The 26,670-nt window shown below is 61.3% G+C and carries 20 protein-coding genes; 9 read left to right on the plus strand and 11 right to left on the minus strand.

Annotated elements, in window-relative coordinates:
• The first annotated feature begins 220 nt into the window (after nucleotides 1–220).
• The 3 genes from uvrA to AC1DNK_RS17965 are packed head-to-tail and all read left to right on the plus strand — an operon-like array spanning nucleotide 221 to nucleotide 4,427.
• Nucleotides 221–3,145, plus strand: a complete 2,925-nt coding sequence (gene uvrA, locus AC1DNK_RS17955; protein ID WP_477942557.1) for an excinuclease ABC subunit UvrA — start codon at nucleotides 221–223, stop codon at nucleotides 3,143–3,145.
• 1 nt (nucleotide 3,146) lies between these two features.
• Nucleotides 3,147–3,599 carry a GNAT family N-acetyltransferase gene (locus tag AC1DNK_RS17960; protein WP_477942559.1) on the plus strand — a complete coding sequence of 151 codons (453 nt, stop codon included), beginning with the start codon at nucleotides 3,147–3,149 and terminating at the stop codon, nucleotides 3,597–3,599.
• Nucleotides 3,600–3,620: 21 nt separating this feature from the next.
• Nucleotides 3,621–4,427, plus strand: coding sequence for a DUF72 domain-containing protein (locus tag AC1DNK_RS17965; protein ID WP_112539438.1), 807 nt, complete (start codon nucleotides 3,621–3,623; stop codon nucleotides 4,425–4,427).
• On the opposite strand, the gene AC1DNK_RS17970 is transcribed toward AC1DNK_RS17965, so the two are convergent.
• Nucleotides 4,428–5,903: an NAD(P)H-hydrate dehydratase gene (locus AC1DNK_RS17970; protein WP_477942561.1), complete on the minus strand. Its 1,476-nt coding sequence runs from the start codon at nucleotides 5,901–5,903 to the stop codon at nucleotides 4,428–4,430. It abuts the gene before it with no gap.
• A 342-nt stretch (nucleotides 5,904–6,245) separates the two neighbouring features.
• Here AC1DNK_RS17970 and AC1DNK_RS17975 point away from each other — a divergent pair, with 342 nt between their 5' ends.
• The 3 genes from AC1DNK_RS17975 to hspQ all read left to right on the plus strand — a co-directional run bounded on the left by AC1DNK_RS17975 (nucleotide 6,246) and on the right by hspQ (nucleotide 8,534).
• On the plus strand, nucleotides 6,246–6,584 hold the full coding sequence (locus AC1DNK_RS17975) for a P-II family nitrogen regulator (protein ID WP_003539626.1): 339 nt from the start codon (nucleotides 6,246–6,248) through the stop codon (nucleotides 6,582–6,584).
• 60 nt (nucleotides 6,585–6,644) lie between these two features.
• Nucleotides 6,645–8,054, plus strand: coding sequence for a type I glutamate--ammonia ligase (gene glnA, locus AC1DNK_RS17980; protein ID WP_112387406.1), 1,410 nt, complete (start codon nucleotides 6,645–6,647; stop codon nucleotides 8,052–8,054).
• A gap of 150 nt (nucleotides 8,055–8,204) precedes the next feature.
• Nucleotides 8,205–8,534, plus strand: coding sequence for a heat shock protein HspQ (hspQ, locus tag AC1DNK_RS17985; RefSeq protein ID WP_112387407.1), 330 nt, complete (start codon nucleotides 8,205–8,207; stop codon nucleotides 8,532–8,534).
• 112 nt (nucleotides 8,535–8,646) lie between these two features.
• On the opposite strand, the gene AC1DNK_RS17990 is transcribed toward hspQ, so the two are convergent.
• On the minus strand, nucleotides 8,647–9,300 hold the full coding sequence (locus AC1DNK_RS17990; protein WP_112387408.1) for an invasion associated locus B family protein: 654 nt from the start codon (nucleotides 9,298–9,300) through the stop codon (nucleotides 8,647–8,649).
• Nucleotides 9,301–9,568: 268 nt separating this feature from the next.
• Between AC1DNK_RS17990 and AC1DNK_RS17995 the strand changes: the two genes are divergently transcribed.
• Complete coding sequence (locus tag AC1DNK_RS17995; protein ID WP_477942563.1) at nucleotides 9,569–11,371, plus strand: extracellular solute-binding protein; 1,803 nt, start codon at nucleotides 9,569–9,571, stop codon at nucleotides 11,369–11,371.
• 85 nt (nucleotides 11,372–11,456) lie between these two features.
• Nucleotides 11,457–12,128, plus strand: coding sequence for a DsbA family oxidoreductase (locus AC1DNK_RS18000; protein WP_477942565.1), 672 nt, complete (start codon nucleotides 11,457–11,459; stop codon nucleotides 12,126–12,128).
• A 6-nt stretch (nucleotides 12,129–12,134) separates the two neighbouring features.
• Here AC1DNK_RS18000 and mfd read toward each other — a convergent pair whose 3' ends face one another.
• Nucleotides 12,135–15,641, minus strand: coding sequence for a transcription-repair coupling factor (gene mfd, locus AC1DNK_RS18005; RefSeq protein ID WP_477942567.1), 3,507 nt, complete (start codon nucleotides 15,639–15,641; stop codon nucleotides 12,135–12,137).
• Nucleotides 15,638–15,955 carry an FAD assembly factor SdhE gene (locus AC1DNK_RS18010; RefSeq protein WP_112387412.1) on the minus strand — a complete coding sequence of 106 codons (318 nt, stop codon included), beginning with the start codon at nucleotides 15,953–15,955 and terminating at the stop codon, nucleotides 15,638–15,640. The genes mfd and AC1DNK_RS18010 overlap by 4 nt, the downstream gene beginning before the upstream one ends.
• Before the next feature lie 92 nt (nucleotides 15,956–16,047).
• On the opposite strand from AC1DNK_RS18010, the gene recG reads away from it, so the two are divergent.
• Complete coding sequence (gene recG / locus AC1DNK_RS18015) at nucleotides 16,048–18,153, plus strand: ATP-dependent DNA helicase RecG (protein ID WP_477942569.1); 2,106 nt, start codon at nucleotides 16,048–16,050, stop codon at nucleotides 18,151–18,153.
• Here the strand turns inward: recG and AC1DNK_RS18020 are convergent.
• From AC1DNK_RS18020 to ytfR, 7 genes are all read right to left on the minus strand, one after another.
• Nucleotides 18,109–18,843 (minus strand): DUF502 domain-containing protein, encoded by a 735-nt coding sequence (locus AC1DNK_RS18020; protein WP_310299335.1) that lies wholly within the window; start codon nucleotides 18,841–18,843, stop codon nucleotides 18,109–18,111. The two genes, recG and AC1DNK_RS18020, sit on opposite strands and share 45 nt — an antisense overlap.
• 120 nt (nucleotides 18,844–18,963) lie before the next feature.
• On the minus strand, nucleotides 18,964–20,790 hold the full coding sequence (gene glmS / locus AC1DNK_RS18025) for a glutamine--fructose-6-phosphate transaminase (isomerizing) (RefSeq protein WP_477942571.1): 1,827 nt from the start codon (nucleotides 20,788–20,790) through the stop codon (nucleotides 18,964–18,966).
• A 100-nt stretch (nucleotides 20,791–20,890) separates the two neighbouring features.
• A complete protein-coding gene (gene glmU, locus AC1DNK_RS18030) occupies nucleotides 20,891–22,252 on the minus strand; it encodes a bifunctional UDP-N-acetylglucosamine diphosphorylase/glucosamine-1-phosphate N-acetyltransferase GlmU (protein WP_477942573.1) in 1,362 nt (453 codons plus the stop codon).
• 91 nt (nucleotides 22,253–22,343) lie between these two features.
• A complete protein-coding gene (locus AC1DNK_RS18035; protein WP_477942870.1) occupies nucleotides 22,344–23,084 on the minus strand; it encodes a FadR/GntR family transcriptional regulator in 741 nt (246 codons plus the stop codon).
• A 27-nt stretch (nucleotides 23,085–23,111) separates the two neighbouring features.
• Nucleotides 23,112–24,080, minus strand: a complete 969-nt coding sequence (gene yjfF, locus AC1DNK_RS18040; protein WP_477942575.1) for a galactofuranose ABC transporter, permease protein YjfF — start codon at nucleotides 24,078–24,080, stop codon at nucleotides 23,112–23,114.
• Nucleotides 24,077–25,087, minus strand: a complete 1,011-nt coding sequence (locus tag AC1DNK_RS18045; RefSeq protein WP_477942577.1) for an ABC transporter permease — start codon at nucleotides 25,085–25,087, stop codon at nucleotides 24,077–24,079. The genes yjfF and AC1DNK_RS18045 overlap by 4 nt, the downstream gene beginning before the upstream one ends.
• Nucleotides 25,084–26,607 (minus strand): galactofuranose ABC transporter, ATP-binding protein YtfR, encoded by a 1,524-nt coding sequence (gene ytfR, locus AC1DNK_RS18050; protein WP_477942579.1) that lies wholly within the window; start codon nucleotides 26,605–26,607, stop codon nucleotides 25,084–25,086. The genes AC1DNK_RS18045 and ytfR overlap by 4 nt, the downstream gene beginning before the upstream one ends.
• Nucleotides 26,608–26,670: the final 63 nt, after the last annotated feature.

Raw genomic sequence — 26,670 nt, forward strand, 5'->3', positions numbered from 1 at the left:
GCGCTAGAAACAATGGATGTACCTTAAACTATAGAGCCCTCGGGAGGGGCGTCCATGGCGGCGTCATCCACAAGGAATTTTGTTCTTTATTTGTTCTATTAAATGACTATGATCCTGTCAACAGAATCGAAAACCTTCTCCCAGCCCGGATTTCAGCCTCGACTCGCCCGCGAGCATCACTAAATAAGGGGCTTCATCAGAGAGACCAAAGCAGAAGACGATGAGCGAACTGAAGACGATTTCCATCCGTGGCGCGCGTGAGCACAATCTGAAGGGCATCGACCTGGATCTGCCGCGCAACAAGCTTATCGTGATGACGGGGCTATCCGGATCCGGCAAGTCCTCGCTGGCATTCGATACGATCTATGCCGAAGGGCAGCGGCGCTATGTCGAAAGTCTTTCGGCCTACGCGCGCCAGTTCCTCGAGATGATGCAGAAGCCCGATGTCGATCAGATCGACGGGCTGTCGCCGGCCATCTCGATCGAGCAGAAGACGACGTCGCGCAACCCGCGCTCGACCGTCGGCACAGTCACCGAGATCTACGACTACATGCGTCTGCTATTTGCGCGCGTTGGCGTTCCCTATTCGCCGGCGACCGGGCTGCCGATCGAGAGCCAGACGGTCAGCCAGATGGTCGACCGGGTTCTCGCCTTCGAGGAAGGGACGCGTCTTTATATTCTTGCGCCGCTCGTGCGCGGCCGTAAGGGCGAGTACAAGAAGGAACTCGCCGAGCTCATGAAAAAGGGCTTCCAGCGCGTCAAGGTCGATGGCCAATTCTACGAGATCGCCGATGTTCCGGCGCTGGACAAGAAATACAAGCATGACATCGATGTCGTCGTCGACCGTATTGTCGTGCGCGCCGACATGTCCTCGCGTCTGGCGGACAGTCTCGAGACCTCGCTGAAGCTCGCCGATGGCCTGGCTGTCGCCGAATTTGCCGACAAGCCGCTGCCGCCCGAAGAAACCTCGGCGGGCGGCTCGGCCAACAAGTCGCTGAACGAGACGCATGAGCGCGTGCTGTTTTCGGAAAAATTCGCCTGCCCTGTCTCGGGCTTCACCATTCCGGAGATCGAGCCGCGGCTGTTCTCTTTCAACAACCCGGCCGGCGCCTGCCCGACCTGCGACGGCCTCGGCGCGCAGCAGAAGATCGACGCCAACCTGATCATCCCGGAACCGGAGCGGACGCTGCGCGACGGCGCCATCGCGCCTTGGGCCAAGTCGTCCTCGCCCTATTACAATCAGACGCTGGAAGCGCTCGGCAAGCATTTCGGCTTCAAGCTCGCCAGCCGCTGGAACGATCTTTCCGCCAAGGCGCAGGACGTGATCCTGAACGGCACCGAGGAGAAGATCGAGTTCCACTATGCCGATGGGGCGCGTTCCTACACGACGCACAAGACCTTCGAAGGCATCATCACCAATCTCGAGCGCCGCTGGAAGGAAACCGATTCCGCCTGGGCGCGCGAGGAGATCGAGCGCTTCATGTCGGCAGCACCCTGCCCTTCCTGCGCCGGCTTCCGCCTGAAGCCGGAAGCGCTGGCGGTGAAGATCGACAAGCTGCATATCGGCGAAGTGACGCAGATGTCGATCCGGGTCGCCCGCGACTGGTTCGAAGTGCTGCCATCACATTTCTCGGCCAAGCAGAACGAGATTGCCGTCCGCATTCTCAAGGAAATCCGCGACCGTCTGCGCTTCCTGAACGATGTCGGCCTCGAATATCTCAGCCTGTCGCGCAATTCGGGCACGCTATCCGGCGGCGAGAGCCAGCGTATCCGTCTGGCGTCGCAGATTGGTTCCGGCCTGACTGGTGTGCTTTACGTGCTCGACGAACCGTCGATCGGCCTGCACCAGCGCGACAACGCGCGCCTGCTCGATACGCTGAAGCACCTGCGCGACATCGGCAATACCGTGATCGTCGTCGAACATGACGAGGATGCGATCCTGACGGCTGACGACGTCGTCGATATCGGCCCGGCGGCCGGCATTCACGGCGGCCATGTCATTGCCCACGGCACCCCGCAGGACATCATGGCCAACCCGAAGTCGCTGACCGGCAAGTATCTGTCCGGCGAACTCGGCGTGCCGATCCCGGAGGAACGGCGCAAACCGAAGAAGGGCAAGGAGATCAAGGTCGTCGGCGCCCGCGGCAACAACCTGAAGAACGTTACCGCTTCGATCCCGCTCGGTGTCTTCACCGCCGTCAGCGGCGTCTCCGGCGGCGGCAAATCGACCTTCCTGATCGAGACGCTCTACAAGTCGGCGGCGCGCCGCGTGATGGGCGCTCGGGAGATTCCGGCCGATCACGACCGGATCGACGGCTTCGAGCATATCGACAAGGTGATCGATATCGACCAGTCACCGATCGGCCGCACGCCGCGTTCGAACCCGGCGACCTATACCGGCGCCTTCACGCCGATCCGCGACTGGTTCGCCGGTCTGCCGGAAGCCAAGGCGCGCGGCTATCAGCCGGGCCGCTTCTCTTTCAACGTCAAGGGCGGCCGCTGCGAGGCCTGCCAGGGCGACGGCGTCATCAAGATCGAGATGCACTTCCTGCCCGACGTCTACGTCACCTGCGACGTCTGCCACGGCAAGCGCTACAATCGCGAAACGCTCGACGTCACCTTCAAGACCAAGTCGATCTCCGATGTTCTCGACATGACGGTCGAGGAAGGCGTCGAATTCTTCGCTGCCGTTCCGGCGGTGCGCGACAAGTTGCAGTCGCTGTTCGACGTCGGTCTCGGCTACATCAAGGTCGGCCAGCAGGCGAACACGCTGTCGGGCGGCGAAGCGCAGCGCGTCAAGCTCGCCAAGGAACTGTCGAAGCGCTCGACGGGCCGCACGCTCTATATTCTCGACGAGCCGACCACCGGCCTGCATTTCCACGATGTCGCCAAGCTGCTGGAAATGCTGCACGAACTGGTCAACCAGGGCAACTCGGTCGTCGTCATCGAGCACAATCTCGAAGTCATCAAGACCGCCGACTGGGTGCTCGATTTCGGCCCCGAAGGCGGCGACGGTGGCGGCGAGATCGTTGCGACGGGCACGCCCGAAGCAATCGTCAAGGAAAAGCGGTCCTATACCGGCCAGTTCCTGAAGGAGCTGCTGGAGAGGCGGCCGATGAAAAAGACGGTTGCGGCGGCGGAGTGAGATGCTGAGGCAGGCAGGCGCGGACGATCTGGAGACTGTTTGCCGCCTCACCGCTGCAGCTTACAGCCCCTATGTCGAGGCGTTTGGCGGTGAACCGTTGCCGATGCGCGAAGACTATCGGCCGCGGATCGCCAATGGTGAAGTCTGGCTTCTCGATTTGGAGGGTGAGCCGGTTGGGCTTGTGGTACTGGAGCGGCATGCGGATCATGCGATGCTTTTCAGTATCGCCGTTTCGCCCGATCACCACAGCCGCGTTATCGGACGGACGATCCTCGGCTGGGTGGAAGATAAAACGCGCGAATGGGAATTGCCGGAGCTGCGGCTCTACACCAATGCGCGGATGGAGCGGAACATTGCGATCTATGCAGCGGCCGGCTTTCAGGAAACGGGTCGACGGCCCAATCCCTACCGGCCAGGATGGGTGATCGTCGATATGACAAAGCAAATCGCCTGAGCGGGCAAAGGGAGGAAGAGAATGAGCACATCCGGCACTATCCGCGTCGGCATCGGCGGCTGGACATTCGAGCCCTGGCGCAACCACTTCTTTCCCGGCGACCTGAAGCAGAAAGACGAGCTCAATTATGCCAGCCGCCAGCTGAAGGTGATCGAGGTCAACGGCACCTATTACAGCTCGCAGAAGCCTGAGACCTTCGCGAAATGGGGCGCCGATGTTCCCGATGGCTTCATCTTTTCGCTGAAGGCCAGCCGTTTCGTCACCAACCGCAAGGTTTTGGGCGAGGCCGGCGAATCCATGCAGCGGTTCCTGACACAGGGGCTGACGGAGCTCGGCGACCGTCTCGGGCCGATCCTCTGGCAGTTCGCGCCGACCAAGAAATTCGAGCCCGACGATTTCGAGGCCTTCCTGAAGCTGCTGCCCGATAAGCAGGACGGGCTGCCGCTCCGGCATGTCGTCGAAGTCCGCCACGACAGTTTCAAGGTGCCTGACTTCGTGGCGCTGCTGGCCAAATACGGCGTCGCACCCGTTGTCGCTGAGCATTTCGATTATCCGATGATCGCTGACGTGACGGCTAATTTCGTCTATGCGCGCTTGCAGAAGGGCTCCGACGAGATCCGGACCTGCTATCCGCCGAAGGATCTGAAGGCCTGGGCGGTCAGGCTGGAGACCTGGGCGGCGGGCAAGGTGCCGGATGATCTGCCTGTCATCGATGGGGATCGCAAGGTCAAGGTGGAGCCGCGCGACGTGTTCGCCTTCATGATCCACGAGGGCAAGGTCAACGCTCCCTTCGGTGCCATCGCCCTGCAGGAAGAAGTCGGCAAATAATCAGTACGGCAGAACGTGGGCGGCGAGATCTTCCGCCGTAAGCCCCTTGCCTGCCCGCTGCCCGGCCATTCCGTGCAGATAGACCCCGGCCGCTGCCGCCTCGAAGGCGGGCAGCCCCTGCGTCAGCAAGGCGCCGATGATGCCGGCCAGCACATCGCCGGAGCCTGCCGTCGCCAGCCAGACCGGCGCATTGGTATTTATCAGCGCGCGCCCATCCGGCGCGGCAATCACCGTGTCGGCTCCCTTGAAGACGATGGCCGCATTGGCGCGCTTCGCGGCCATCTGTGCCTTGCCGACCTTGCCGATCTCGGTATTGGCGGCGATATCGGGAAACAGCCGAGCGAATTCACCATCATGCGGCGTCAGCACCAGACGCGTCTCGCCGCCGGCGAACAGGTCGAACAGCCGCTTCGGCTCCTGGCGAAACGAGGTGATGCCATCGGCGTCGAGAACCAGATGGCGGTCGCTGAGTGCGGCGGCATAGTCCCTCGCCTGCTTGCCGATGCCGAAACCGGGTCCGAGCACGAAGGTCTGCAGGCGATCGTCTTCCAGCCATGCCTCGAGCGCCGCAATGCCATCGACTTCACGCAGCATGACGGCAGTCAGATGGGCGCTGTTCTCGGACACTGCATCCGGGGGTGCTGCGATCGTCACCAGACCTGCGCCTGCCTTGAGGCCCGATATGGCGGACATCCGGGCCGCTCCGGTCTTGCCTGACGTTCCGGAGAAGACGACGAGGTGGCCGCGCTTGTATTTGTGCGTTTCCATCTTCGACGACGGCATCAGATGCGCCCAGCGGGCCGGTGTGTTCTCGGCGATGCCCGACATCGCCTGCGCCCGGACGATGCGGCCGGGAATGCCGATATCGGCGACCTCAAGCGTGCCGCCGAGCTCCCTGCCCGGCATCAGCAGATGGCCGGGCTTGCGGGTCATGACGGTGATGGTGTGCGATGCTGTAAATGCCGTGCCCAGAACCTCTCCGGTGGCGCCATGGATGCCGGATGGCAGATCGACGGCGATGACCGGCAGGCCTGCCTTGCGGATGGCCGTCATGGCATAGGCCGCCTCGGGCGGCACGTCGCGGCTCAGCCCCGCGCCGAACAAGGCATCGATGACGGTATCGCCGGGCCGCGGCTCATAGGATGCCAGCGGTTCGCTGGCCACTGTGCATTCCGACCGGGCGCGCAAGGCGTCGCCCTGGAGCTTATCGGGATCGCCGAGATGAAACACCGAAACACCGGCACCGCTTTCGGCGAGAAATCGCGCCGCAACATAGCCGTCGCCGCCATTATTGCCGGGGCCGCAGAGCACGGCAAAGCGGAGCGCACCCGGATAAAGCCGCATCGCGGCGGCGGCGACGGCGCCGCCGGCATTGGTCATCAAGCCGAAACTGTCGATGCCGGTCTCTGCTGCAGCGGCATCGACCGCTGCCATTTCCTTGGGAGTAAGAAGCAATTCGCTCAATCGATCGGTCATGGCGCCATTGAAGTCAAAAAGCGCCTAAAAAACAACCGCTTTCGCTCAATCAATGTTCGCATATATTTTGTGCTTTTGCCTATTTTGTAATCTCAAACCTGCATCGCAACGCAAACCGCAGACTCGCAAAATTTCTCAATTTCGAGCGCATTTTCGATTTTTTGGATAAAAACCGTCATATTTTTCTAAAAAATCGCCCGCAAATGCGGGCAATCGCATCGATTTGGGTGCATTTGCGGGATTTTTTCGGTCTGGCCGGTTGCGAACTGGCATGATACCTGCATCATGTTTGGCGAGCGGCACACGCACGCTTTAACGGGAGAAGCGGAGAGTCATTTTCTCATGAAAAAGATCGAAGCGATCATTAAGCCTTTCAAGCTCGACGAAGTGAAGGAAGCCCTTCAGGAAGTCGGCCTGCAGGGCATTACGGTTACGGAAGCCAAGGGCTTCGGTCGCCAGAAGGGCCACACGGAGCTTTACCGTGGCGCCGAATACGTCGTCGATTTCCTGCCGAAGGTGAAGGTCGAAGTCGTCCTCGCCGACGAGAATGCAGAAGCGGTCATCGACGCCATCCGCAAGGCCGCACAGACCGGCCGCATCGGCGACGGCAAGATTTTCGTTTCGAATGTCGAGGAAGTCATCCGCATTCGTACTGGCGAAACCGGTATCGACGCTATCTAAGCAAGCCTTGCCCCCAAGAGGCAAAGCCAGATCGTCATAGCAAATCAAAGGGAGTGTTTCATGGCGAGTGCAGCCGAAATTCTGAAGCAGATCAAGGAAAACGACGTCAAGTTCGTCGATCTGCGCTTTACCGACCCCAAGGGCAAACTGCAGCACGTGACGATGGACGTCGTCTGCGTGGACGAAGACATGTTCGCCGATGGTGTCATGTTCGACGGTTCCTCGATCGGCGGCTGGAAGGCCATCAACGAGTCCGACATGGTGCTGATGCCGGATACCGACACCGTGCACATGGACCCGTTCTTCGCGCAGTCGACGATGGTGATCATCTGCGACATTCTCGACCCGGTTTCGGGCGAAGCCTATAACCGCGACCCGCGCGGCACCGCCAAGAAGGCCGAAGCCTATCTGAAGGCATCGGGTATCGGCGACACCGTATTCGTCGGTCCGGAAGCCGAATTTTTCGTCTTCGACGACGTCAAGTACAAGGCCGACCCCTACAATACCGGCTTCAAGCTCGACTCGAACGAACTGCCGTCGAACGACGACACCGAATATGAGACCGGCAACCTCGGCCACCGTCCGCGCGTCAAGGGCGGCTACTTCCCGGTTCCGCCGATCGACAGCGCCCAGGACATGCGTTCCGAGATGCTGACGGTTCTCAGCGAAATGGGCGTCGTCGTCGAAAAGCACCACCATGAAGTGGCGGCCGCTCAGCACGAGCTCGGCATCAAGTTCGACACGCTGGTGCGCAATGCCGACAAGATGCAGATCTACAAGTACGTCGTCCATCAGGTCGCCAACGCCTACGGCAAGACGGCAACCTTCATGCCGAAGCCGATCTTCGGCGACAACGGCTCGGGCATGCACGTCCATCTGTCGATCTGGAAGGGCGGCAAGCCGAGCTTTGCAGGCGACGAGTATGCAGGCCTCTCAGAAGCCTGCCTCTATTTCATCGGCGGCATCATCAAGCATGCCAAGGCACTGAACGCCTTCACCAACCCGTCGACGAACTCCTACAAGCGTCTCGTCCCGGGCTATGAAGCCCCGGTTCTGCTCGCCTATTCGGCGCGCAACCGCTCTGCCTCGTGCCGCATCCCGTTCGGCAGCAACCCGAAGGCCAAGCGCGTCGAAGTCCGCTTCCCGGATCCGATGGCGAACCCGTACCTCGCCTTCGCAGCCATGCTGATGGCCGGCCTCGACGGCATCAAGAACAAGATCCATCCGGGCAAGGCCATGGACAAGGATCTCTACGATCTGCCGCCGAAGGAACTGAAGAAAATCCCGACCGTCTGCGGTTCGCTGCGCGAAGCGCTCGAGAGCCTCGACAAGGACCGCAAGTTCCTGACCGCCGGCGGCGTGTTCGACGACGACCAGATCGACTCGTTCATCGAGCTGAAGATGGCCGAAGTGATGCGCTTCGAAATGACGCCGCATCCTGTCGAATTCGACATGTACTACTCGGCATAAGCAAATACCGGAAAGCCCTGGCGAAAGCCGGGGCTTTTCAAGATGTCACTGAGGCTGATGGCGACATGACACTCATGTGACGAAATCCTGCACAAATCTTGATTTGAGCAGGCCCAATCACCAAATCTGGTGATGAAAGGAAGTCGTACCATGAAAGAAAGAGTTGCAAAGTTCGGTATCGGTGAAGTGGTCCGGCATAAGGTATTTCCGTTTCGCGGCGTGATTTTCGACGTCGATCCGGAATTTGCGAATACGGAGGAATGGTGGAACTCCATTCCGGCCGAAGTTCGGCCAAGCAAGGACCAGCCGTTCTACCACCTGCTCGCCGAAAACGACGAGAATGAATATGTCGCCTACGTCTCGGAGCAGAACCTGGAGAATGACGAGAGCGGCCTGCCGCTCCGCAACGAACAGGTCTACCAGATCTTCGACATGGCGCCGACTGGCCAGTTCAAGCCCAAGATGAGCCTGGCCAACTAAGCGCATCGGATCCAAGCCTAACAAACCCCGCTCCGGCGGGGTTTTTCTTTGCCGGCGGCAATAAAAAAACCCGGCGCGATGGCCGGGTTTTCTGAAACGGTATGCGAGACGCTTACTGAGCGGTCTTGGCAGCGTTCTGTGCGTCTTCCAGCTTCTTGCGGGCTTCTTCAGCCTTCTTCTGCATGCTGTCCTGCAGGCTCTTCTGGCTTTCGGCAAGCTTCGATTCGGAAACTGCTTCGCCGTCATAAGCGCCGGTGAAGCCTTCGAGCGAGATCTTGATCGGGTTCGGAGCGCGGCGGAAGTTGATCGAGGTGAAGATCACGTCGCTGCCCTTCTTGAGGCTGGCGATCATCGCGTCGGTCAGCGGCAGTTCAGCCGTGCACTTGTCGGGCAGGCAGACGGCGTAATCGAGCTTCTGGCCCTTGTTGTTGTCGATCTGCATCATGATGCCGGGCGGGATCAGGCGGGCGGTCGGAACCGAGACCTGAAGGATCTTGCGGTTGACCTTGCCGGAAACGCTGATGAGGCCGACCGCGGTGACGAGCTGGCCGCCATTGGCGAGGATCAGGTTCTGGACGACGCAGATGTCGTTGTCTTCCTGCTTGCTGCAGGTCTTGTACCAGCCGAGACGCGGTGCGCCGGCGGCCTGCTGAGGGGCGCTCGCTGCATCCTGTGCGAAAGAAGCAACCGGTGCCGAAGCGGCGCCGAAAGCAACGGCCAGAACGGACAGAGCTGCCCGCATTTTCTTTTCAGACTTGAACATCATAGCGGATTCCGTCTCCTGATACCCATTCGGGACCGCGATTTGCAGCCCTCTCCAACCGGGTCATTCGGCATTCCACCTCTTAAAACAATAAGGCAAATGCATGACCCCGAAACTCGGGAACACCTGTTACATTGAGGCGCTCCAGATATCCAGTATTTCTTTGGCAATTTCTGGATGCCCGGAAAGATTTGAGGGTGAGAATGTTCGATTTCGCGCGCTCCATGATAGTCTTCGCGCGAATCGAGCCATTGCCGGAAAGGAACGAAAGATGCTCCGGATCGCCCTGCCCGCCATCTTTGCGCTCTTTTGCAGTGCCGCGATCGCCGAGCCGCTGCACGGCATCGCCATGCATGGGCAGCCGGCGCTGCCGCCAGACTACAAAAGCTTTTCCTACGTCAATCCGGATGTAAAGAAGGGCGGCCATATCACCTACGGCGTGGTCGGCACCTTCGACAATCTCAATCCCTTCATCCTGAAGAGCATGCGCACGACGGCGCGCGGCATGTGGGATCCCGATTACGGCAACCTCATCTACGAATCGCTGCTGCAGCGCTCGCGCGACGAGCCCTTCACGCTCTACGGCCTTCTGGCCGAAACCGTCGAATGGGACGACAACCGGACCTTCATCCAGTTCAACCTCAATCCGAAGGCCAAATGGGCGGACGGGCAGCCCGTCACCGCCGACGACGTGATGTTCACCTTCGAGTTGCTGCGCGACAAGGGACGCGTGCCGTTCTCGACACGCCTCAATCTCGTGTCGAAAATGGAGAAGATCGGCGATCGCAGCGTGCGCTTCACCTTCAACGACAAGGCCGACCGCGAGACGCCGATGGTGTTCGGGCTGATGCCTGTTCTGCCGAAGCACCTGATCGACCCGGAAACCTTCGACCGCACGTCGCTGACGGCTTTGGTTGGGTCAGGACCCTACAAGATCAAGACGGTGAAGCCTGGCGAAAGCATCACCTATGAGCGCGATCCGAACTATTGGGGCAAGGATATTCCCTCCAAGGTCGGGATGGACAATTACGACCGGATCACCGTGCAGTATTTCCTGCAGGACACGACGCTGTTCGAGGCCTTCAAGAAGGGCGATGTCGACGTCTATCCGGATGGAAGCCCCGGCCATTGGGCCACCGCCTATAATTTCCCGGCTGTCAGCTCCGGCGCCGTCATCAAGGACACGTTCGAGCCGCAGCTGCCGAGCGGCATGTTCGGCTTCGTCTTCAATACCCGCCGGCCGATGTTCCAGAACCTCAAGCTGCGCGAAGGCCTTTCGCTGATCTTCGATTTCGAATGGGCGAACAAGAACCTGTTTTCCGGTGCCTATAAACGCACCGAGAGCTTCTGGCAGAATTCCGCGCTCTCGAGCTTCGGTGTTCCGGCCGACGAGCGCGAACTGGCGATGCTCGGGCCGCTCAAGGACAAGATCGCCCCTGAAATCCTCGACGGTACCTACAAGCTGCCCGTCACCGATGGCTCGGGCCGCGACCGCAAGGTGCTGAAGCAGGCCGTCGACGTGCTGAAGGAAGCCGGATATTCGATCAAGAACGGCAAGATGACCGATGACAAGGGCAAGCCGCTCTCCTTCGAGATCATGACCCAGAATGCCGACCAGGAGAAACTGGCGATAGCCTATCAGCGCTCGTTGCAGACGCTGGGCATCACTGTCTCCATCCGCACTGTCGATGATTCGCAGTATCAGAGCCGGACCAACAGCTTCGACTACGACGTCATCGTCAAATCCTACGTCTCGTCGCTGTCTCCGGGCAACGAGCAGCTGTCCTATTGGGCCTCGGCCAGCCGCGACCGCGAAGGCAGCTCGAATTTCGCCGGTGTCGCCGATCCCGATGTCGATATGGCGATCAAGCATCTGCTGGCGGCGCGTTCCGACGAGGATTTCACCGCCGCCGTCCGCTCGCACGATCGTCTGCTGCTGTCCGGCCACTATGTGCTGCCGCTCTACCACATCGATCAGCAGTGGATCGCCCGCAGCAAACGCATCGGCCATCCGGACAAGGTGCCGCTCTATGGCTATCAGCTGCCGGCCTGGTGGGACCAAAGCGCCCAATAGGCGGTTCCTTTTTCCTACCTGGTTGAAGTCGGCGGCCTGAACGCATAGATGGCGTGAAGCACCCCAGCCAGAAAAGGAAAGCACCATGGAACGCATCACCATCGACGTCATCTCGGATGTCGTCTGCCCCTGGTGCTATCTCGGCAAGGCGCGGCTGGAGCTGGCGATCGCCGAAGTGCAGGACGAGGTCGGCGTCGACATCAACTGGCGCCCCTACCGGCTGAACCCCGATTATCCGCCCGAAGGCGTCGATCAGAAGAAGAGCCTGGAAGAGAAGCTCGGCGGCGCCGAGCGCGTGGCGCAGGCCCATCAGATGCTCACCGGTCTCGGCAAGGAAGTCGGGATCAATTTCGATTTCGAAGCGATCAAGATCGGGCCGAACACGCTCGACGCGCATCGCCTGATCCATTGGGCGATGATCGAGGACCGCGACAAAGCTGACCGCGTCGTCAACGCTCTGTTCAAGGCGAATTTCGAGGAAGGCCGCAATGTCGGCGACCACGCGGTGTTGCTCGATATCGCCGAGAAAGCCGGTCTCGACCGCGCCGTCACCGCCTCGCTGCTGGCTTCCGACGCCGACAAGGATCTTGTCGTCGGCGAGATCGAGGCAGCGCAGAAAATGGGCGTCAACGGCGTGCCGTTCTTCATCTTCGATCAGCAATATGCCGTCAGCGGCGCGCAGACGCCCGACGTGATCGCCGGAGCGCTGCGCGATATCGCCAAGGCAAAGGCCGAAGCCCGCGCCGGGATGAATTGATCCGCCTCAGCTTTTCGCCAGTTCCGCCAATTGCGTCATGATGACGGCTGCGCCCTGCAGCCGTTTTTCCGGCGTCGGAAGATCGCGGGTCAGGAACAGGCTGTGGTCCGGGCGGATCTTGGCCATCGAGCCCTGCTTGGCGATATAGCCGACCAGGTTTGCCGGGTTCGGGAATTCCTTGTTGCGGAACTGGACGACGATGCCCTTCGGGCCAGCATCCAGCTTTTCGACATTGGCGATACGGCAGAGCGACTTCACATAGACGATCTTCAGGAGGTGCTGAACCTCGATCGGCATCGGGCCGAAGCGGTCGATCATCTCGGCACCGAAGCCGTCGATCTCCTTCAGTTCCGTGACCTCGCCGAGGCGGCGATAGAGCGCCATGCGCAGGTGTAGGTCGGGCACATAATTATCCGGGATCATCACAGGCGTGCCGACGGAAATCTGCGGCGACCAGCCGGTATCGGCGATCTCGTCGACGCCCTTCACTTCGGCAACCGCTTCTTCGAGCATCTGCTGATAGAGCTCGAAGCCGACTTCCTTGATATGGCCGGACTGTTCCTCGCCGAGCAGGTTGCCCGCGCCGCGGATATCGAGGTCGTGGCTGGCGAGCTGGAAGCCAGCACCCAGTGTATCCAGCGACTGCAGCACCTTCAGGCGGCGTTCGGCGGTCGCCGTCAGCACCTTGTTGACCGGCAGCGTGAAGAGCGCGAAGGCGCGCACCTTCGAACGGCCGACGCGACCGCGCAGCTGGTAGAGCTGCGCGAGACCGAACATGTCGGCGCGATGGACGATCAGCGTGTTGGCGGTCGGCACATCGAGGCCGGATTCGACGATAGTGGTCGACAGCAGCACGTCGTAGCGACCTTCATAGAAGGCGTTCATGATGTCTTCGAGTTCGCCCGCCGGCATCTGGCCATGGGCGACGGCGACCTTCAGCTCCGGCACGTCGGATTGCAGGAAGGCGTGGACATCTTCCAGATCGRCCAGGCGCGGGCAGACATAGAAGCTCTGGCCGCCGCGGTAATGCTCGCGCATCAGCGTTTCGCGGATCACCAGGCTGTCGAAGGGCGAGATGAAGGTGCGCACCGCCATGCGGTCAACAGGCGGCGTGGTGATCAGCGAGAGCTCGCGCACCCCTGTCATCGCCAACTGCAGTGTGCGCGGGATGGGCGTTGCCGAAAGCGTCAGCACGTGCACGTCGCTCTTCAGTTCCTTCAGGCGCTCCTTGTGCTTAACGCCGAAGTGCTGTTCCTCGTCGATGATCAGCAGGCCGAGATTGGCGAAATTGATGCCGGCGCCGAGCAGCGCATGGGTACCGACGACGATATCGGTCTTTCCGTCGGCGACTTCCTTCTTGGTCAGCGCCAGATCCTTGGAGCCGACAAGGCGCGATGCCTGCTGGACGCGGATCGGCAGGCCGCGGAAACGCTCGGAGAATGTCTTGAAATGCTGGCGCGACAGCAGCGTCGTCGGCACGACGACCGCGACCTGTACGCCATTCATCGCCGCGACGAAGGCAGCGCGCAGCGCCACCTCGGTCTTGCCGAAGCCGACGTCGCCGCAAACGAGGCGATCCATCGGGCGGCCGGCGGCGAGATCGCCGCGCACGGCCTCGATCGCCGTATCCTGATCTTCCGTCTCGTCATAGGGGAAACGGGCGGCGAATTCGTCGTAGAGGCCCTCGGGCGTCGTCAGTACCGGCGCATGGCGCGTCAGGCGCTCGGCGGCGATGCGGATCAGCGCATCGGCCATATCGAGCAGGCGCTTCTTGAGCTTGGCCTTGCGCATCTGCCATGCGCCGCCGCCGAGCTTGTCGAGGCTGGCTTCGGTCCCCTCGCCGCCGTAGCGCGACAGAAGATCGATGTTTTCGACCGGCAGGAAGAGCTTGGCCTCATCGGCATATTGCAGCTCGAGGCAGGCATGCGGCGCGCCGGCAGCCTCGATGGTTCTGAGGCCGATGAAACGGCCGATACCGTGCTCGGCGTGGACGACGATCGAGCCTTCGTCGAGGCCTGCCACTTCCGAGATGAAATCGGCGGCGCGCTTGCGGCGCTTCGAGCGGCGCACCATGCGGTCGCCGAGAATATCCTGTTCGCCGATGACGATCAGATCGCCGGTCTCGAAACCGGCTTCCAGGCTGAAGACGGCCGCTGCTGCCTCACCCTTCGCAACGCTGCCGATATCCTTCAGCGCCTCGATCGGCTTGACGCGTTCCAGGCCGTGCTCGTTCAGCACCTGCAGGAGCCGCTCCAGAGAACCTTCCGTCCAGGCGGTGATCAATACCTTGGCGCCGCCGGCGCGCTTGTCGGCGATATACTTGACGACGACGTCGAAGACATTGACGCGTTCGGCGTTACCGGCACCTTCAGCGTTCGAGCGCGCCCAGCGCTCGCCCTGGCGGGCGTCGATATTGACGACGCGGCGTGCTTCGCCCTCGTGCTCGTTGAAGGGCGACATGCGGACGGCATTGAAGGCATCCAGCGTTGCCGCGAAGGTCTTACTGTCGAGATAGAGCTGGCCAGGGGTAACAGGCTTGTAGGGCGTGCCCTGCGACATCTGGCCCTTGGCTGGCTGGCCGGAACTGAGGCGGGCATCGTAATAGTCGAGAACCAGCTTGGAACGCTCTTCGGCGGCTTCGCGAACCGTATGGTCGGTGACGAGCTGGAAACCCTTCAGGTAGTCGAAAACGGTATCGAGCTTCTCATAGAAGAGCGGCAGCCAGTGTTCCATGCCCGGATAGCGGCGGCCTTCGGAGACGGCCAGATAGAGCGCATCGTCGCGGGTCGCGGCGCCGAAGGACGAGAGATAATTCTTGCGGAAGCGGCTGATCGTCTCCGGGGTTAGCGTCACCTCGCTCATCGGATTGAGGTCGAGCGAACGCACCTGCCCCGTCGTCCGCTGGCTGGCCGGATCGAAGCTGCGGATGCTCTCCAGCGTATCGCCGAAGAAATCGAGGCGAACAGGCTCTTCCGAGCCCGGCACGAAGACATCGAGGATGCCGCCGCGCACGGCATATTCGCCGACTTCGCGCACGGTCGCGACACGATCGAAGCCGTTGCGCTCCAGGCGGCCGGCGATGTCGTCCATGCGGACCTGGTTGCCGGGACGCGCAGAGAAAGCAAGGCTTTCGATCACATCCTGCGGCGCGACCTTCTGCAGCATCGCATTGACGGTGACGAGAACGATCGCCGCATGCGGCTTCTTCTGATGCGCGATCAGCCCGCTCAGCGCCGCCAGACGGCGGGCTGACGTATCGGCGCTTGGCGAGACGCGGTCATACGGCAGACAGTCCCAGGCAGGCAACGTCAGCACCGGGATATCAGGCGCAACGAAGCTCAGCATCTGTTCCAGATCGGCCATCCGGTGGCCGTCCGAAAGCACATAGGCGACCGGGCGGCCGGCGCGCGCCAGTTCGGCGAGCAGCATCGGCTCCATGCCTGCAGGAACGTTGCCGATCGTCAGCGGCTCGGCAGCGGCTGCGAGCTTCTTTGCGTCAAATCCTGAAATCATTCCGGTTTCCTGGAGGCGGTATCGGCGGGATATTCGAAGTCCGGCTTGAAGGCGGCGATGCGCTGGAACATCGGCGTCTGGAAACGCTCCGGTACCGGCCAGGTTCCCATCACCCAGCGCACCAGATCGTTGTCTTCCTCGCCCATGATGGTCTCGAGCTCATCGAGTTCGGCGTCCGATAGCGTCGCGATCTCGGCTTCGGCGAACTGGCCGAAGACCAGATCCATTTCGCGCAGCCCCCGGTGCCAGCAACGGAACAAGATCCGGCGGCGGCGCGGATCAAGCCCGGCGCTCGAGAGTGTCACACCTGTCATGGCAGTACCTTCCTGTTGATGCGCCTCTATAGCCCCTCGAAAGCGCGTTGTCAGCCTTGCCAATGCCCTATTGTTCATCGCATTTTGCCGCCATGCGTCCCACCATTCTCGATCCGCTGTTTTCTCCCGTTTCGGCTCTTGCAGGCGTTGGTCCGAAGATCGCGGAACTGCTGGTCAAGCTGCTCGGCCGCGAGACGCCCGAGGATACACGGATCGTCGATCTGCTGTTTCATGCGCCGTCTTCACTCGTCGACCGGCGCAATCAGCCGGGCATCGCACGGGCGCCGCAGGGCGCGATCGTGACGATCACCGGGCGGGTCGACCGGCATCAGGCGCCACCGCGCGGCAAGACCAATATTCCCTACCGGGTGTTCCTGCATGACGAGACCGGCGAGCTTGGTCTTGTGTTCTTCCGCGGGCAGGCCAGCTGGCTGGAAAAGCAGCTGCCGCTCGACGAAGAGGTGACCGTCAGCGGCAAGGTCGACTGGTTCAACGGCCGGGCGACGATGGTGCATCCCGATTATATCGTGAAGGCGAGCGAGGCCGAGAACCTGCCGCTGGTCGAGCCTGTTTATCCGCTGACCGCGGGACTATCGCCGAAGACCCTACGCAAGATCATCGAAGCCGGCTTGCCGCGCATGCCCGAACTTCCGGAGTGGATCGATTTGGCCCTGACGCAGAAGCAGGCCCTGCCGACCATTCGCGACAGCTTCCACATGCTGCACGAACCGCAGGATGCGGCCGATATCGATCCGCAAGCACCTGCGCGCCGCCGCCTTGCCTATGACGAATTTCTGGCTGGCCAGCTGTCGCTGAGCCTTGTCCGGCAACGATTGCGGAAAGTCTCCGGTCAGCCCGTAAGTGCTACTGGAGAAATCAGTGGCAAGATATTGCAGTCGCTGCCATTTTCTTCAACAGGGAGCCAGACGCAGGCAATCGCCGAAGTGCTTAAGGATATGGCGAGCGAAGACCGCATGCTGCGCCTTTTGCAGGGCGACGTCGGCTCCGGCAAAACGCTCGTGGCGCTACTGGCGATGGCGGCGGTCATTGAGAGCGGCGGTCAGGCGGTGCTGATGGCACCGACGGAAATCCTGGCGCGGCAGCACCATGCGACGATCTCGAAATTCGGTGCGGCTGCCGGTCTTCGCATCGAGGTGCTGACCGGCCGCACCAAGGGGCGCGAGCGGGAGGACATTCTTGAGCGCATTGCCTCCGGCGAGGCGCAGATCATCATCGGCACGCATGCGCTGTTCCAGGATAGCGTCAGCTACAAGAACCTGATGCTGGCGGTTGTCGACGAGCAGCATCGCTTCGGTGTTCACCAGCGCCTGCGGCTGACCGCCAAGGGCATCTCGCCGCACATGCTGGTGATGACCGCGACGCCCATCCCGCGCACGCTGGTGCTCGCCGCCTTCGGCGACATGGATGTCTCGAAGCTCACCGAGAAGCCGGCGGGGCGCAAACCGATCCAGACGATCACCATTCCGAACGAACGTACCGGCGATATCGTCCAGCGGCTAAAGAGCGCATTGGCCGAGGGCAAGAAAGCTTATTGGATCTGCCCGCTGGTCGAAGAATCCGAAGAGCTGGATCTGATGTCCGCTGAAGAGCGGCATTCGACGCTGACCTCGGCGCTTGGCCCCGGTATCGGGCTGATCCACGGGCGGATGAGCGGGCCGGAAAAGGATGCCGTGATGATGGCGTTCAAGAACGGCGAGATCCGGCTGCTGGTGGCAACAACCGTCGTCGAAGTCGGCGTCGATGTGCCCGACGCGACGATCATGGTCATCGAGCATGCCGAGCGTTTCGGGCTGGCGCAGCTGCACCAGCTGCGCGGCCGCGTCGGGCGCGGCGACGAGGCGTCCACCTGCATCCTGCTCTACAAGGGGCCGCTCGGGGAAACAGGGCACGCGCGCTTGACGATCATGCGGGAGACCGAAGATGGATTCCGGATCGCAGAGGAAGATCTGAAGCTGCGCGGCGAAGGCGAATTGCTCGGCACACGGCAATCTGGAACGCCGGGCTTCCGCATCGCCAGCCTGGAAGCGCATGCCGATCTGCTGGAGATCGCCCGCAAGGACGCGGCCTATCTGATCGAGCGGGATCCGGAACTGACCAGCGAGCGCGGACAGGCGGTCCGCACCCTGCTCTACCTATTCCGGCGCGATGAGGCGATCCGCTTTCTTCACGCGGGCTGAGAGCTTCGGCTTGACGTTCGGCTGCGGCTCGGCGCCCGGTATGACCGGCAGATGCTCAGGCGTGACCAGGCCGCCTGATATCAGCAGCTTGGCGCCATCCTCGGCACTCATATCCAGCACGAGGATCTTTTCCCGCGGCACGAAGATCAGGAATCCGGCGGTCGGCACCGGCGTTGGCGGCAGAAAGACGCTGACCATGTCCTTGCCCATCGCATTGAACTTCGAGGCGATCTCGCCCTTGGCATCGGTGGCGATGAACACCAGCGACCAGAGGCCGGCGCTCGGATATTCGATCAGCCCGACCTTCTTGAAGGAGTTGCTGCGCTCCTTGAGCACGGTCTCGAAGATCTGCTTCACGCTCTTGTAGATGCTGCGCACCAGCGGCACTCGGCGCACCAGCGATTCGCTGAACTGCACGATCGTCTGGCCGATCAGGTTCTTGCCGAGAAAACCGATGATGGTGATGAAGATCATCGCGATCAGCAGGCCGGAGCCCGGGACCGCGAAATTCAGATAGCTGTCCGGATCATAACGGGCCGGAATATAGGGTTTCACCCAGCTGTCGGCCCAGCGCACGACAGACCATGTCAGCCACAGGGTAATAGCGATCGGCGCGCAGATGATGAGGCCCGCGAGGAAATTGTTTCTGATGCGCGTTGCAATCGGCAAACGGGGAATCTTGTTCGTCATCGCTGGCGATGAACTCCCTTGAGTCTATCGGCTTTCGTGATCCGGCGCTCCCCTGTACCTTCGAAACGAAGCTGCCAGAATTCGGTTCCCCGGACAAGCCTCGTCCGGGGATTTCCAGGTTCACTCCACCGTGACCGACTTGGCAAGGTTGCGCGGCTGATCGACATCGGTGCCCATGAAGACGGCCGTGTGATAGGCGAGCAGCTGGATCGGCAGCGAGAAGATCATCGGGGCGATAATCTCATCGACGTTCGGCAGGGTGATGGTAGCCATGGTCGGCAGCTTCGAGGCGCCGGCACCGGCCTCGTCAGTGATGAAGATGATACGGCCGCCGCGGGCTGCTACTTCCTGCATGTTGGAGACCGTCTTGTCGAAGAAGCGGTCATAAGGGGCGATGACGATGACCGGCATGTTCTCGTCGATCAGTGCGATCGGCCCATGCTTGAGTTCGCCGGCGGCATAGCCTTCGGCGTGGATATAGGAAATCTCCTTGAGCTTCAGCGCACCTTCCATGGCCAGCGGGAAGCTGGTGCCGCGGCCGAGATAGAGCACGTCGCGGCACTTGGACAGCTCGCGCGACAGGCTCTCCATCTGCGGCTGGATGAGGTTCAGCACGCGGCTCATGATGCGCGGCATCTCGGCCAGATGCTTGACGAGCTCCTTTTCGTCCTTAGCGGTCAACGTGCCACGAGCCTTGGCAGCACCAAGCGCCAGAGACGCGAGAACGGCCAGCTGGCAGGTGAAGGCCTTGGTCGAGGCAACACCGATCTCGGGGCCGGCCATGATCGGGAAGACGGCATCGGATTCGCGGGCAATCGTCGATTCCCGGACGTTGACGACAGCGCCGATCTTCAGGCCGTTTTCCTTGCAGTAGCGCAGCGATGCCAGCGTATCGGCGGTCTCACCTGACTGCGAGATGAAGAGCGCCGCCTGTGTCGGTTGCAGCGGCATTTCGCGGTAGCGGAACTCCGAGGCGACGTCGATCTCGACGGGCAGGCGCGCATAGCGCTCGAACCAGTATTTGCCGACAAGGCCAGCAAGATAGGCCGTGCCGCAGGCGGAGATCGCCAGGCTGCTGACCGACTTGAAATCGATACCTGCGGCGTTGGCGCCAACAGTGTTGTCGGCGAAGTTTACGTAGTGGCTAAGCGCGTGGGAGATGACCTCCGGCTGCTCATAGATTTCCTTCTCCATAAAGTGGCGGTGATTACCCTTGTCGACGACATAGGCCGTCGCCTGGGAAATCTGGCGCGGGCGCTTTACGACGTTGCCGCTGAAATCGAGGATCGTCGCGCCGTCGCGGCTGATGATCGCGCAGTCGCCGTCGACGAGATAGGTGATCTCGCTGGTGAAGGGAGATAGCGCGATGGCATCCGACCCCAGGAACATCTCGCCCTTACCGTGACCGATGGCGAGCGGCGGGCCCGAGCGGGCGGCCATGATCGTGTTCGGATGATCCTTCAGCATCACCGCCAGCGCGAAGGCGCCGGTGACGCGGTTCAGCATCTTCAGTAGTGCTGCCTRTGGCTGCAGGCCCTCGCGCAGATACTTCGCCATCAGGTGGGCGATGACCTCGGTATCGGTCTGGCTTTCGAAGACCGAACCTTCGGCGATCAGGTGATCGCGAATTTCCGAGAAGTTTTCGATGATGCCGTTATGAACGACGGCGACGCCGCCGACGAAATGCGGATGGGCATTGGTTTCGTTCGGAACCCCGTGCGTTGCCCAGCGGGTGTGAGCGATGCCAACAGTGCCGTCGAGCGGCTCCGAATCAAGGCGTTTCTCGAGATTGAAAAGTTTGCCCTCGGCCCGGCGGCGATCCATCACGCCGTCATGGACCGTGGCGACACCTGCCGAGTCATAGCCCCGGTATTCCAGGCGCTTCAGCGCATCGACCAGACGCCCGGCAACCGGCTTGCTACCGACGATCCCAACAATACCACACATGAAATTATCCCCAACCGCTTCGAAATAGTGACGCCACTCCTATCGATTTATTCTTATTTCTCAATCGGTCAGGTGGTCACTTTGGATTTCGGGCCGTAACTCAGCCCTTGGCCTTCTTCTGAGCCTTGATTGCCAGCGCCCGCTCGCGCAAAACCCTCGCACGCTCCGGCTTTATTTCCTGGCGCGCACGTCCAAATGCAAGCGCTTCGTCAGGAACATCATCGGTGATGACGCTGCCGGACGCAATGTAGGCGCCATCCCCAATCTGGACAGGTGCAACCAGCGAACTGTTCGACCCAATGAAGGCGTTGGCACCGATCCTGGTCTCGTGCTTGTTCACCCCGTCGTAATTGCACGTGATGGTCCCTGCCCCGATATTGGTGTGAGCGCCGACGACGGCGTCGCCGATATAAGTCAGATGGTTGACCTTGGCGCCCTCGGCGATCTTGCCATTCTTCACTTCGCAGAAATTGCCGACCTTCGAGCCTTCGCCGAGATCGGCGCCTGGGCGCAGGCGTGCAAACGGGCCGACCGTGGCGCCGGCGCTGACATGGGCACCCTCGATATGCGAGAAGGCGTGAATGACGGCGCCGCTGTCGATCGCCACACCGGGTCCGAAGATGACGTTCGGTTCGATCAACGCATCCTGGCCGATCACTGTGTCATGCGACAGGAAGACGGTTTCAGGCGCAATCATCGACACGCCTGACAGCATCAGTTCGTGGCGGCGGCGCTCCTGCCAGAGGCGCTCGATGTTAGCGAGCTCGGCGCGGTTGTTGCAGCCGGTCATCTCGACTTCCGGCGCATCGACAGCCGTGACCCGGCCGCCCAGCGAACGGGCGATCTCGACGAGGTCGGTCAGATAGTATTCGCCCTTGGCATTGCTGTTGCCGATCCGGGAAAGCAGATCCAGCGCCTTGCGGCCGTTGATGGCCATCAGGCCGCTGTTGCACCAGTTTACGGTGCGCTCGGCATCGGTCGCGTCCTTCTCTTCGCGGATGGCAATGAGTTCGCCGTCCTTGACCAGCAGACGACCATAGCCTGTCGGCCTATCGGTATGGAAGCCGATGACGACGATGTCGCTGCCATCGGCGAGCCCCTGAAGCGCCGCCTTCAGCGGCCCATCGGTCTGCAGCGGAACATCGCCATAGGTGACTAGGATGTCGTCATAGCCGCGGGCGATCGCCTCGCGGGCAGCGAGCACCGCATGACCGGTGCCAAGCCGCTCCTTTTGCAGATGCGCCTCGACGGCAACGCCGCTGACCGATGCGGCTTTTGCCACTTCGTCGGCATCGCGGCCGACGACGAGCGCGACCGACGAAATGCCGGCCTTCGACACGGCATCGACCACATGGGCGATCATCGGCCGGTTGGCCACCGGATGCAGAACCTTCGACTTCGAAGACTTCATGCGGGTGCTGTCACCGGCGGCGAGGATGACGGCAAGGCAGGTGCGTTCCATATGCAGGCTCCGGGAATCCGTTGTTCGACGCTTTTGCTGTGACATAGCAGCAAGGCGAAGCGGCGACAAAGATGAAAAATGGATTACGCCGCTAGGCCGAGGCGCGGTTCATCGTCAGGAAGGCTTCGTGGACGTGATCGCGACCATCGATGATGACGTCTTCCATCGCCTTGCGGGCACCGGCGACATCGCCGGCGGCGATCGCATCGACGATCCGCATATGGGTATCGGCGATATTCGAAAAGCCGTTCTGCGATGGCGGCGTGCTGATGCGGAACATGCCGACAAGGGCTGCCTCGATCAGGCTGCCGAGCGTGCGCAGGAATGGATTGTGCGATGCATCAGCCACCGCCAGATGGAACCGGAGGTCGGCAAGCGCCAAGCTCTCGGTGGTGTGGCCGGGTTCGGCCATGACCAGCGCAAGCTCACGCAGATGCGCGATGTCATCGCCGGTGGCGCGCTCGGCGACGAGGCCAGCCGCGAAGGGCTCGAATGCAAGGCGGATATCGTAGAGCTGCAGCAGGAATTCTTCGGTGGCGCCGTTATCGAAGTGCCAGGCGATGATCTCGCTGTCGAACATGTTCCAGAGGTTCTTCTCCGTCACACGCGTTCCGACGCGCGCCTTGGCAACGACCATACCCTTGGCGGCAAGCGTCTTCATGGTTTCGCGAAGCACCGTGCGGGAAACCTTGAAGCGCTGGGCGAGCTCCACGTCGCCGGGCAGGATCGAGCCGACCGGATATGTTCCGGCGACCATGGCCCTGCCAAGCTCGTCCACGACCTGTGCGTGGCTTGTCCGTGTCTTCCGCCCCGTTCTGCGGGTATCAATCATTCTGTTGCGCAAGCAACACGTCCTCCGTCAGGCATACCTCTTGTTCAGGCTGGAAAGGAACAGAATGGCCTTCTGCATCAGAATGAATGCAAAGAGCAGAAGCCCGATCAAGATCTTCGTCCACCAGCTCGACAGGGTCCCGTCGAAGGTGATGTATGTCTGAATGAGCCCCTGTATCAGGAGACCGATGAAGGTTCCCGCTACAAATCCTGCACCCCCAGTCAGCAGCGTCCCTCCGATGACGACCGCTGCGATGGCATCGAGCTCGACGCCCACCGCTGCAAGGGAATAACCGGCCGAGGTATAGAGAGAAAAAACGATTCCGGATAGGCCCGCGAGAAAGCCCGAAAGCGCGTAGATCTGGATGGTCGTCTTGGCGACCGGAACCCCCATCAGCTCGGCCGTCTGCACTCCGCCACCGAGCGCATAGACGTTGGCGCCGAAGCGGGTGCGGTGGGCGACGACGATGCCGGCGATGAAGACGATGAGCATGATGCCGCCGATCAGCGTCAGGCGGCCGCCGCCCGGAAGGCGGTAGTAGATGCTTGTCAGCGTCGAATAGTAGTTATGCTCGATCGGGATGCTGTCGATCGACAGCACGTAAGACATGCCGCGCGCCAGGAACATGCCGGCGAGCGTGACGATGAAGGGCGGCATCTTCAGATAGTGGATCACCGCGCCCATCAACCCGCCGAAGACGGTGGTGATGACCAGCACCAGCACGAAGGCGAACAGCGGGTGGATGGAAGTGTCGCGCAGGATGACGGCCAGGAAGACGCCGGTGAAGGCGATGACCGAACCGATCGACAGATCGATACCGCCGGAAATGATGACGAAGGTCATGCCTACGGCGGCGATGCCGAGAAAGGCGTTGTCGGTCAGAAGGTTTCCGGCAACGCGCGTCGACAGCATGTTGGGGTACTGCAGCGCACAGGCCGCATAGGCCAGGATGAAGATGACGATGGTCGCGAGCAGCGGCAGGTATCGGGAATTCATTTCGGCTGCTCCGCTCTGGACTTGCGGCTGAAGAAGACGGCAGCAGACTGCAGCGCCGGCGACTGGATGATCAGGATCACCAGAATGATCACCGCCTTGATGATAAGGTTGAACTCCGGCGGGAAGCCCGACAGCAGGATGCCTGTATTGACCGACTGGATGATCATCGCGCCGATCAGCGAACCGAGAATGCTGAACCGTCCGCCGAGCAGAGAATTGCCGCCGACGACGACAGCCAGGATGGCGTCAAGCTCCAGCCAGAGCCCGGCATTATTGGCATCCGCGCCCTTGATATCGGCGGCAACGATGATCCCGGCAATTGCAGCGCAAAGGCCGCTCAGCATATAGACGGCCATCAGCAAGACAGGTGTGCGAACGCCGGAAAGCGTGCTTGCTCTGCGGTTTATGCCGACTGCTTCAACCAGCATACCAAGAGCGGTGCGGCGAACCAGCGCGATAACGATCGCCCCAGCCACCAGCCAGATGACAACCGGCATCGGCAGGAAAGCGAACGAGCCGCTGCCGAAGAAGATCAGGCCGGGATCGTTGAAGGTCATGATCACGCCTTCGGTGATCAGCTGGGCGATGCCGCGTCCGGCGACCATCAGCACCAGCGTCGCGATGATCGGCTGGATGTTGAGGACGGCAACGAGGAAGCCATTCCAGACGCCGCAGAGCAGGCCGACGACCAGCGCTGCGATCAGCGTATAGCCAAGCGAGTTTCCTGAGACGATCGAGGATGCCGCGGCCGCACCGCAGATGGCGATGACCGCGCCGACCGAGAGGTCGATCCCCTTGGTGGCGATGACAAGCGTCATACCGATCGCCAGCAGCGCCACCGGCGCGCCGCGGTTCAGCACGTCGATCAGGCTGCCATAGAGGCGGTCATTTTGAATAACGACATTAAAAAATTGCGGGAACATGATGAAATTCAACAAAAGAATGACAGCAAGCGCAATCAATTGCGGCGCCAGGCGTATGGCAAGCGCCTTCAGCGAGGAACTCATGCATCCTCCGTTTTCTTGTCAGCAGCAGCAATGGCATCAACGATGCCGGATGCGGTTATGCGGTCTCCCGTCAGCTCGGCAATATGCTCGCGGTCACGCAGGACGATGACGCGCGAACTGTAGGCGACGAGTTCTTCCAGTTCGGATGAAATCACGATCAGCGACATGCCTTTGGCACAGAGCTCCTCGATCAGGCGGATGATCTCGGCATGGGCGCCGACATCGATACCGCGCGTCGGCTCATCGAGGATCAGAAAGTCCGGATTGGTGGCCAACCAGCGCGCCAGAATGGCTTTCTGCTGGTTCCCACCCGAGAGCAGCCGGATTGGCTTCTCTCGGTCCGTGGTGCGGATATCCAGAGCCTTGATATATTGGTCGGCCAGCGCATTCTGCTCGCTGCGGGAGAGCGGCCTCGCCCAGCCGCGGCGGGCCTGGAGCGCCAGGGCGATATTCTCGCGGATCGACAGGTCGCCGATGATGCCATCGGTCTTGCGATCCTCGGGGCAGAAGCCGAAGCCATGGCGGATTGCCGCCCTTGGATTGGCGAGTGCCACCGGCTTGCCGTCAACTTCGGCCTTGCCGCTATCGGCATTCTCGATGCCGAATAGCAGTTCCGCAGTCTCGGTGCGGCCGGATCCGAGCAGGCCCGCGATGCCGACGACTTCGCCGACGCGGACATCGAGGTCGAAGGGCTTCACCTTGCCGCGCTTGCCGTAACCTTCGAAGCGATACTTGACGGCGCCGGCGGCAATGCTGCGCTCCTTGGCTGCCTCTTCGGCATGGGCCAGTTCGCGGCCGAGCATCATCGAGATCAGCCCCTGCCGCGGCAGCTCCGCCTTGTCGCGGGTGCCGACCAGCTTGCCGTTGCGCAGCACGGTGATGCGATCGCTGATCTCATAGACCTGTTCGAGGAAGTGGGTAATGAAAACAATGCCTAGTCCCCGCTCCTTCAAGTTCCTGATGATGCCGAAGAGCATCGCCACTTCCTGGGTGTCCAGGCTGGCGGTCGGCTCGTCGAGGATCAGGACCTTGCCGGACAGGTCGACCGCACGGGCAATGGCGATGACCTGCTGCACGGCGACCGAGAAGCGATCGAGTTGCGCGGTAACGTCGATGGTAAGACCGTATTGGGCCAGCAGGTCTCGCGCCTGACGGTTCATGGCGCGGATATCCAGTATGCCGAAGCGGCGCGGTTGGCGCCCGAGAAACAGGTTCTCTGCGACGCTGAGATTGGCGAGGAGGTTGACCTCCTGATAGACAGTGCCGATGCCGAGCTTCTGAGCTGCCAGCGTATCGGCAGGGTCGATGTGGTTGCCATCGAGCGACAGCGTGCCTTCGTCGCGGCGATAGGCGCCCGTCATGCATTTGATCAGCGTCGACTTGCCTGCCCCGTTTTCGCCGAGCAGCGCATGCACTTCGCCCTTGCGCAGCGTGAAATCAACCTTGTCCAGCGCTACCGCGCCGGGGAAGAGTTTCGATATGCCTGACGCGACGAGGACGTTCTCGAAATCGTGAATCATGGTCCGGTCTTTTCCTGATATTCAGCCGTCTTGCCGTTGCAGGCGCGGGACATGATGCCCCGC

Source organism: Rhizobium sp. 01N424 (genome assembly GCF_056399485.1).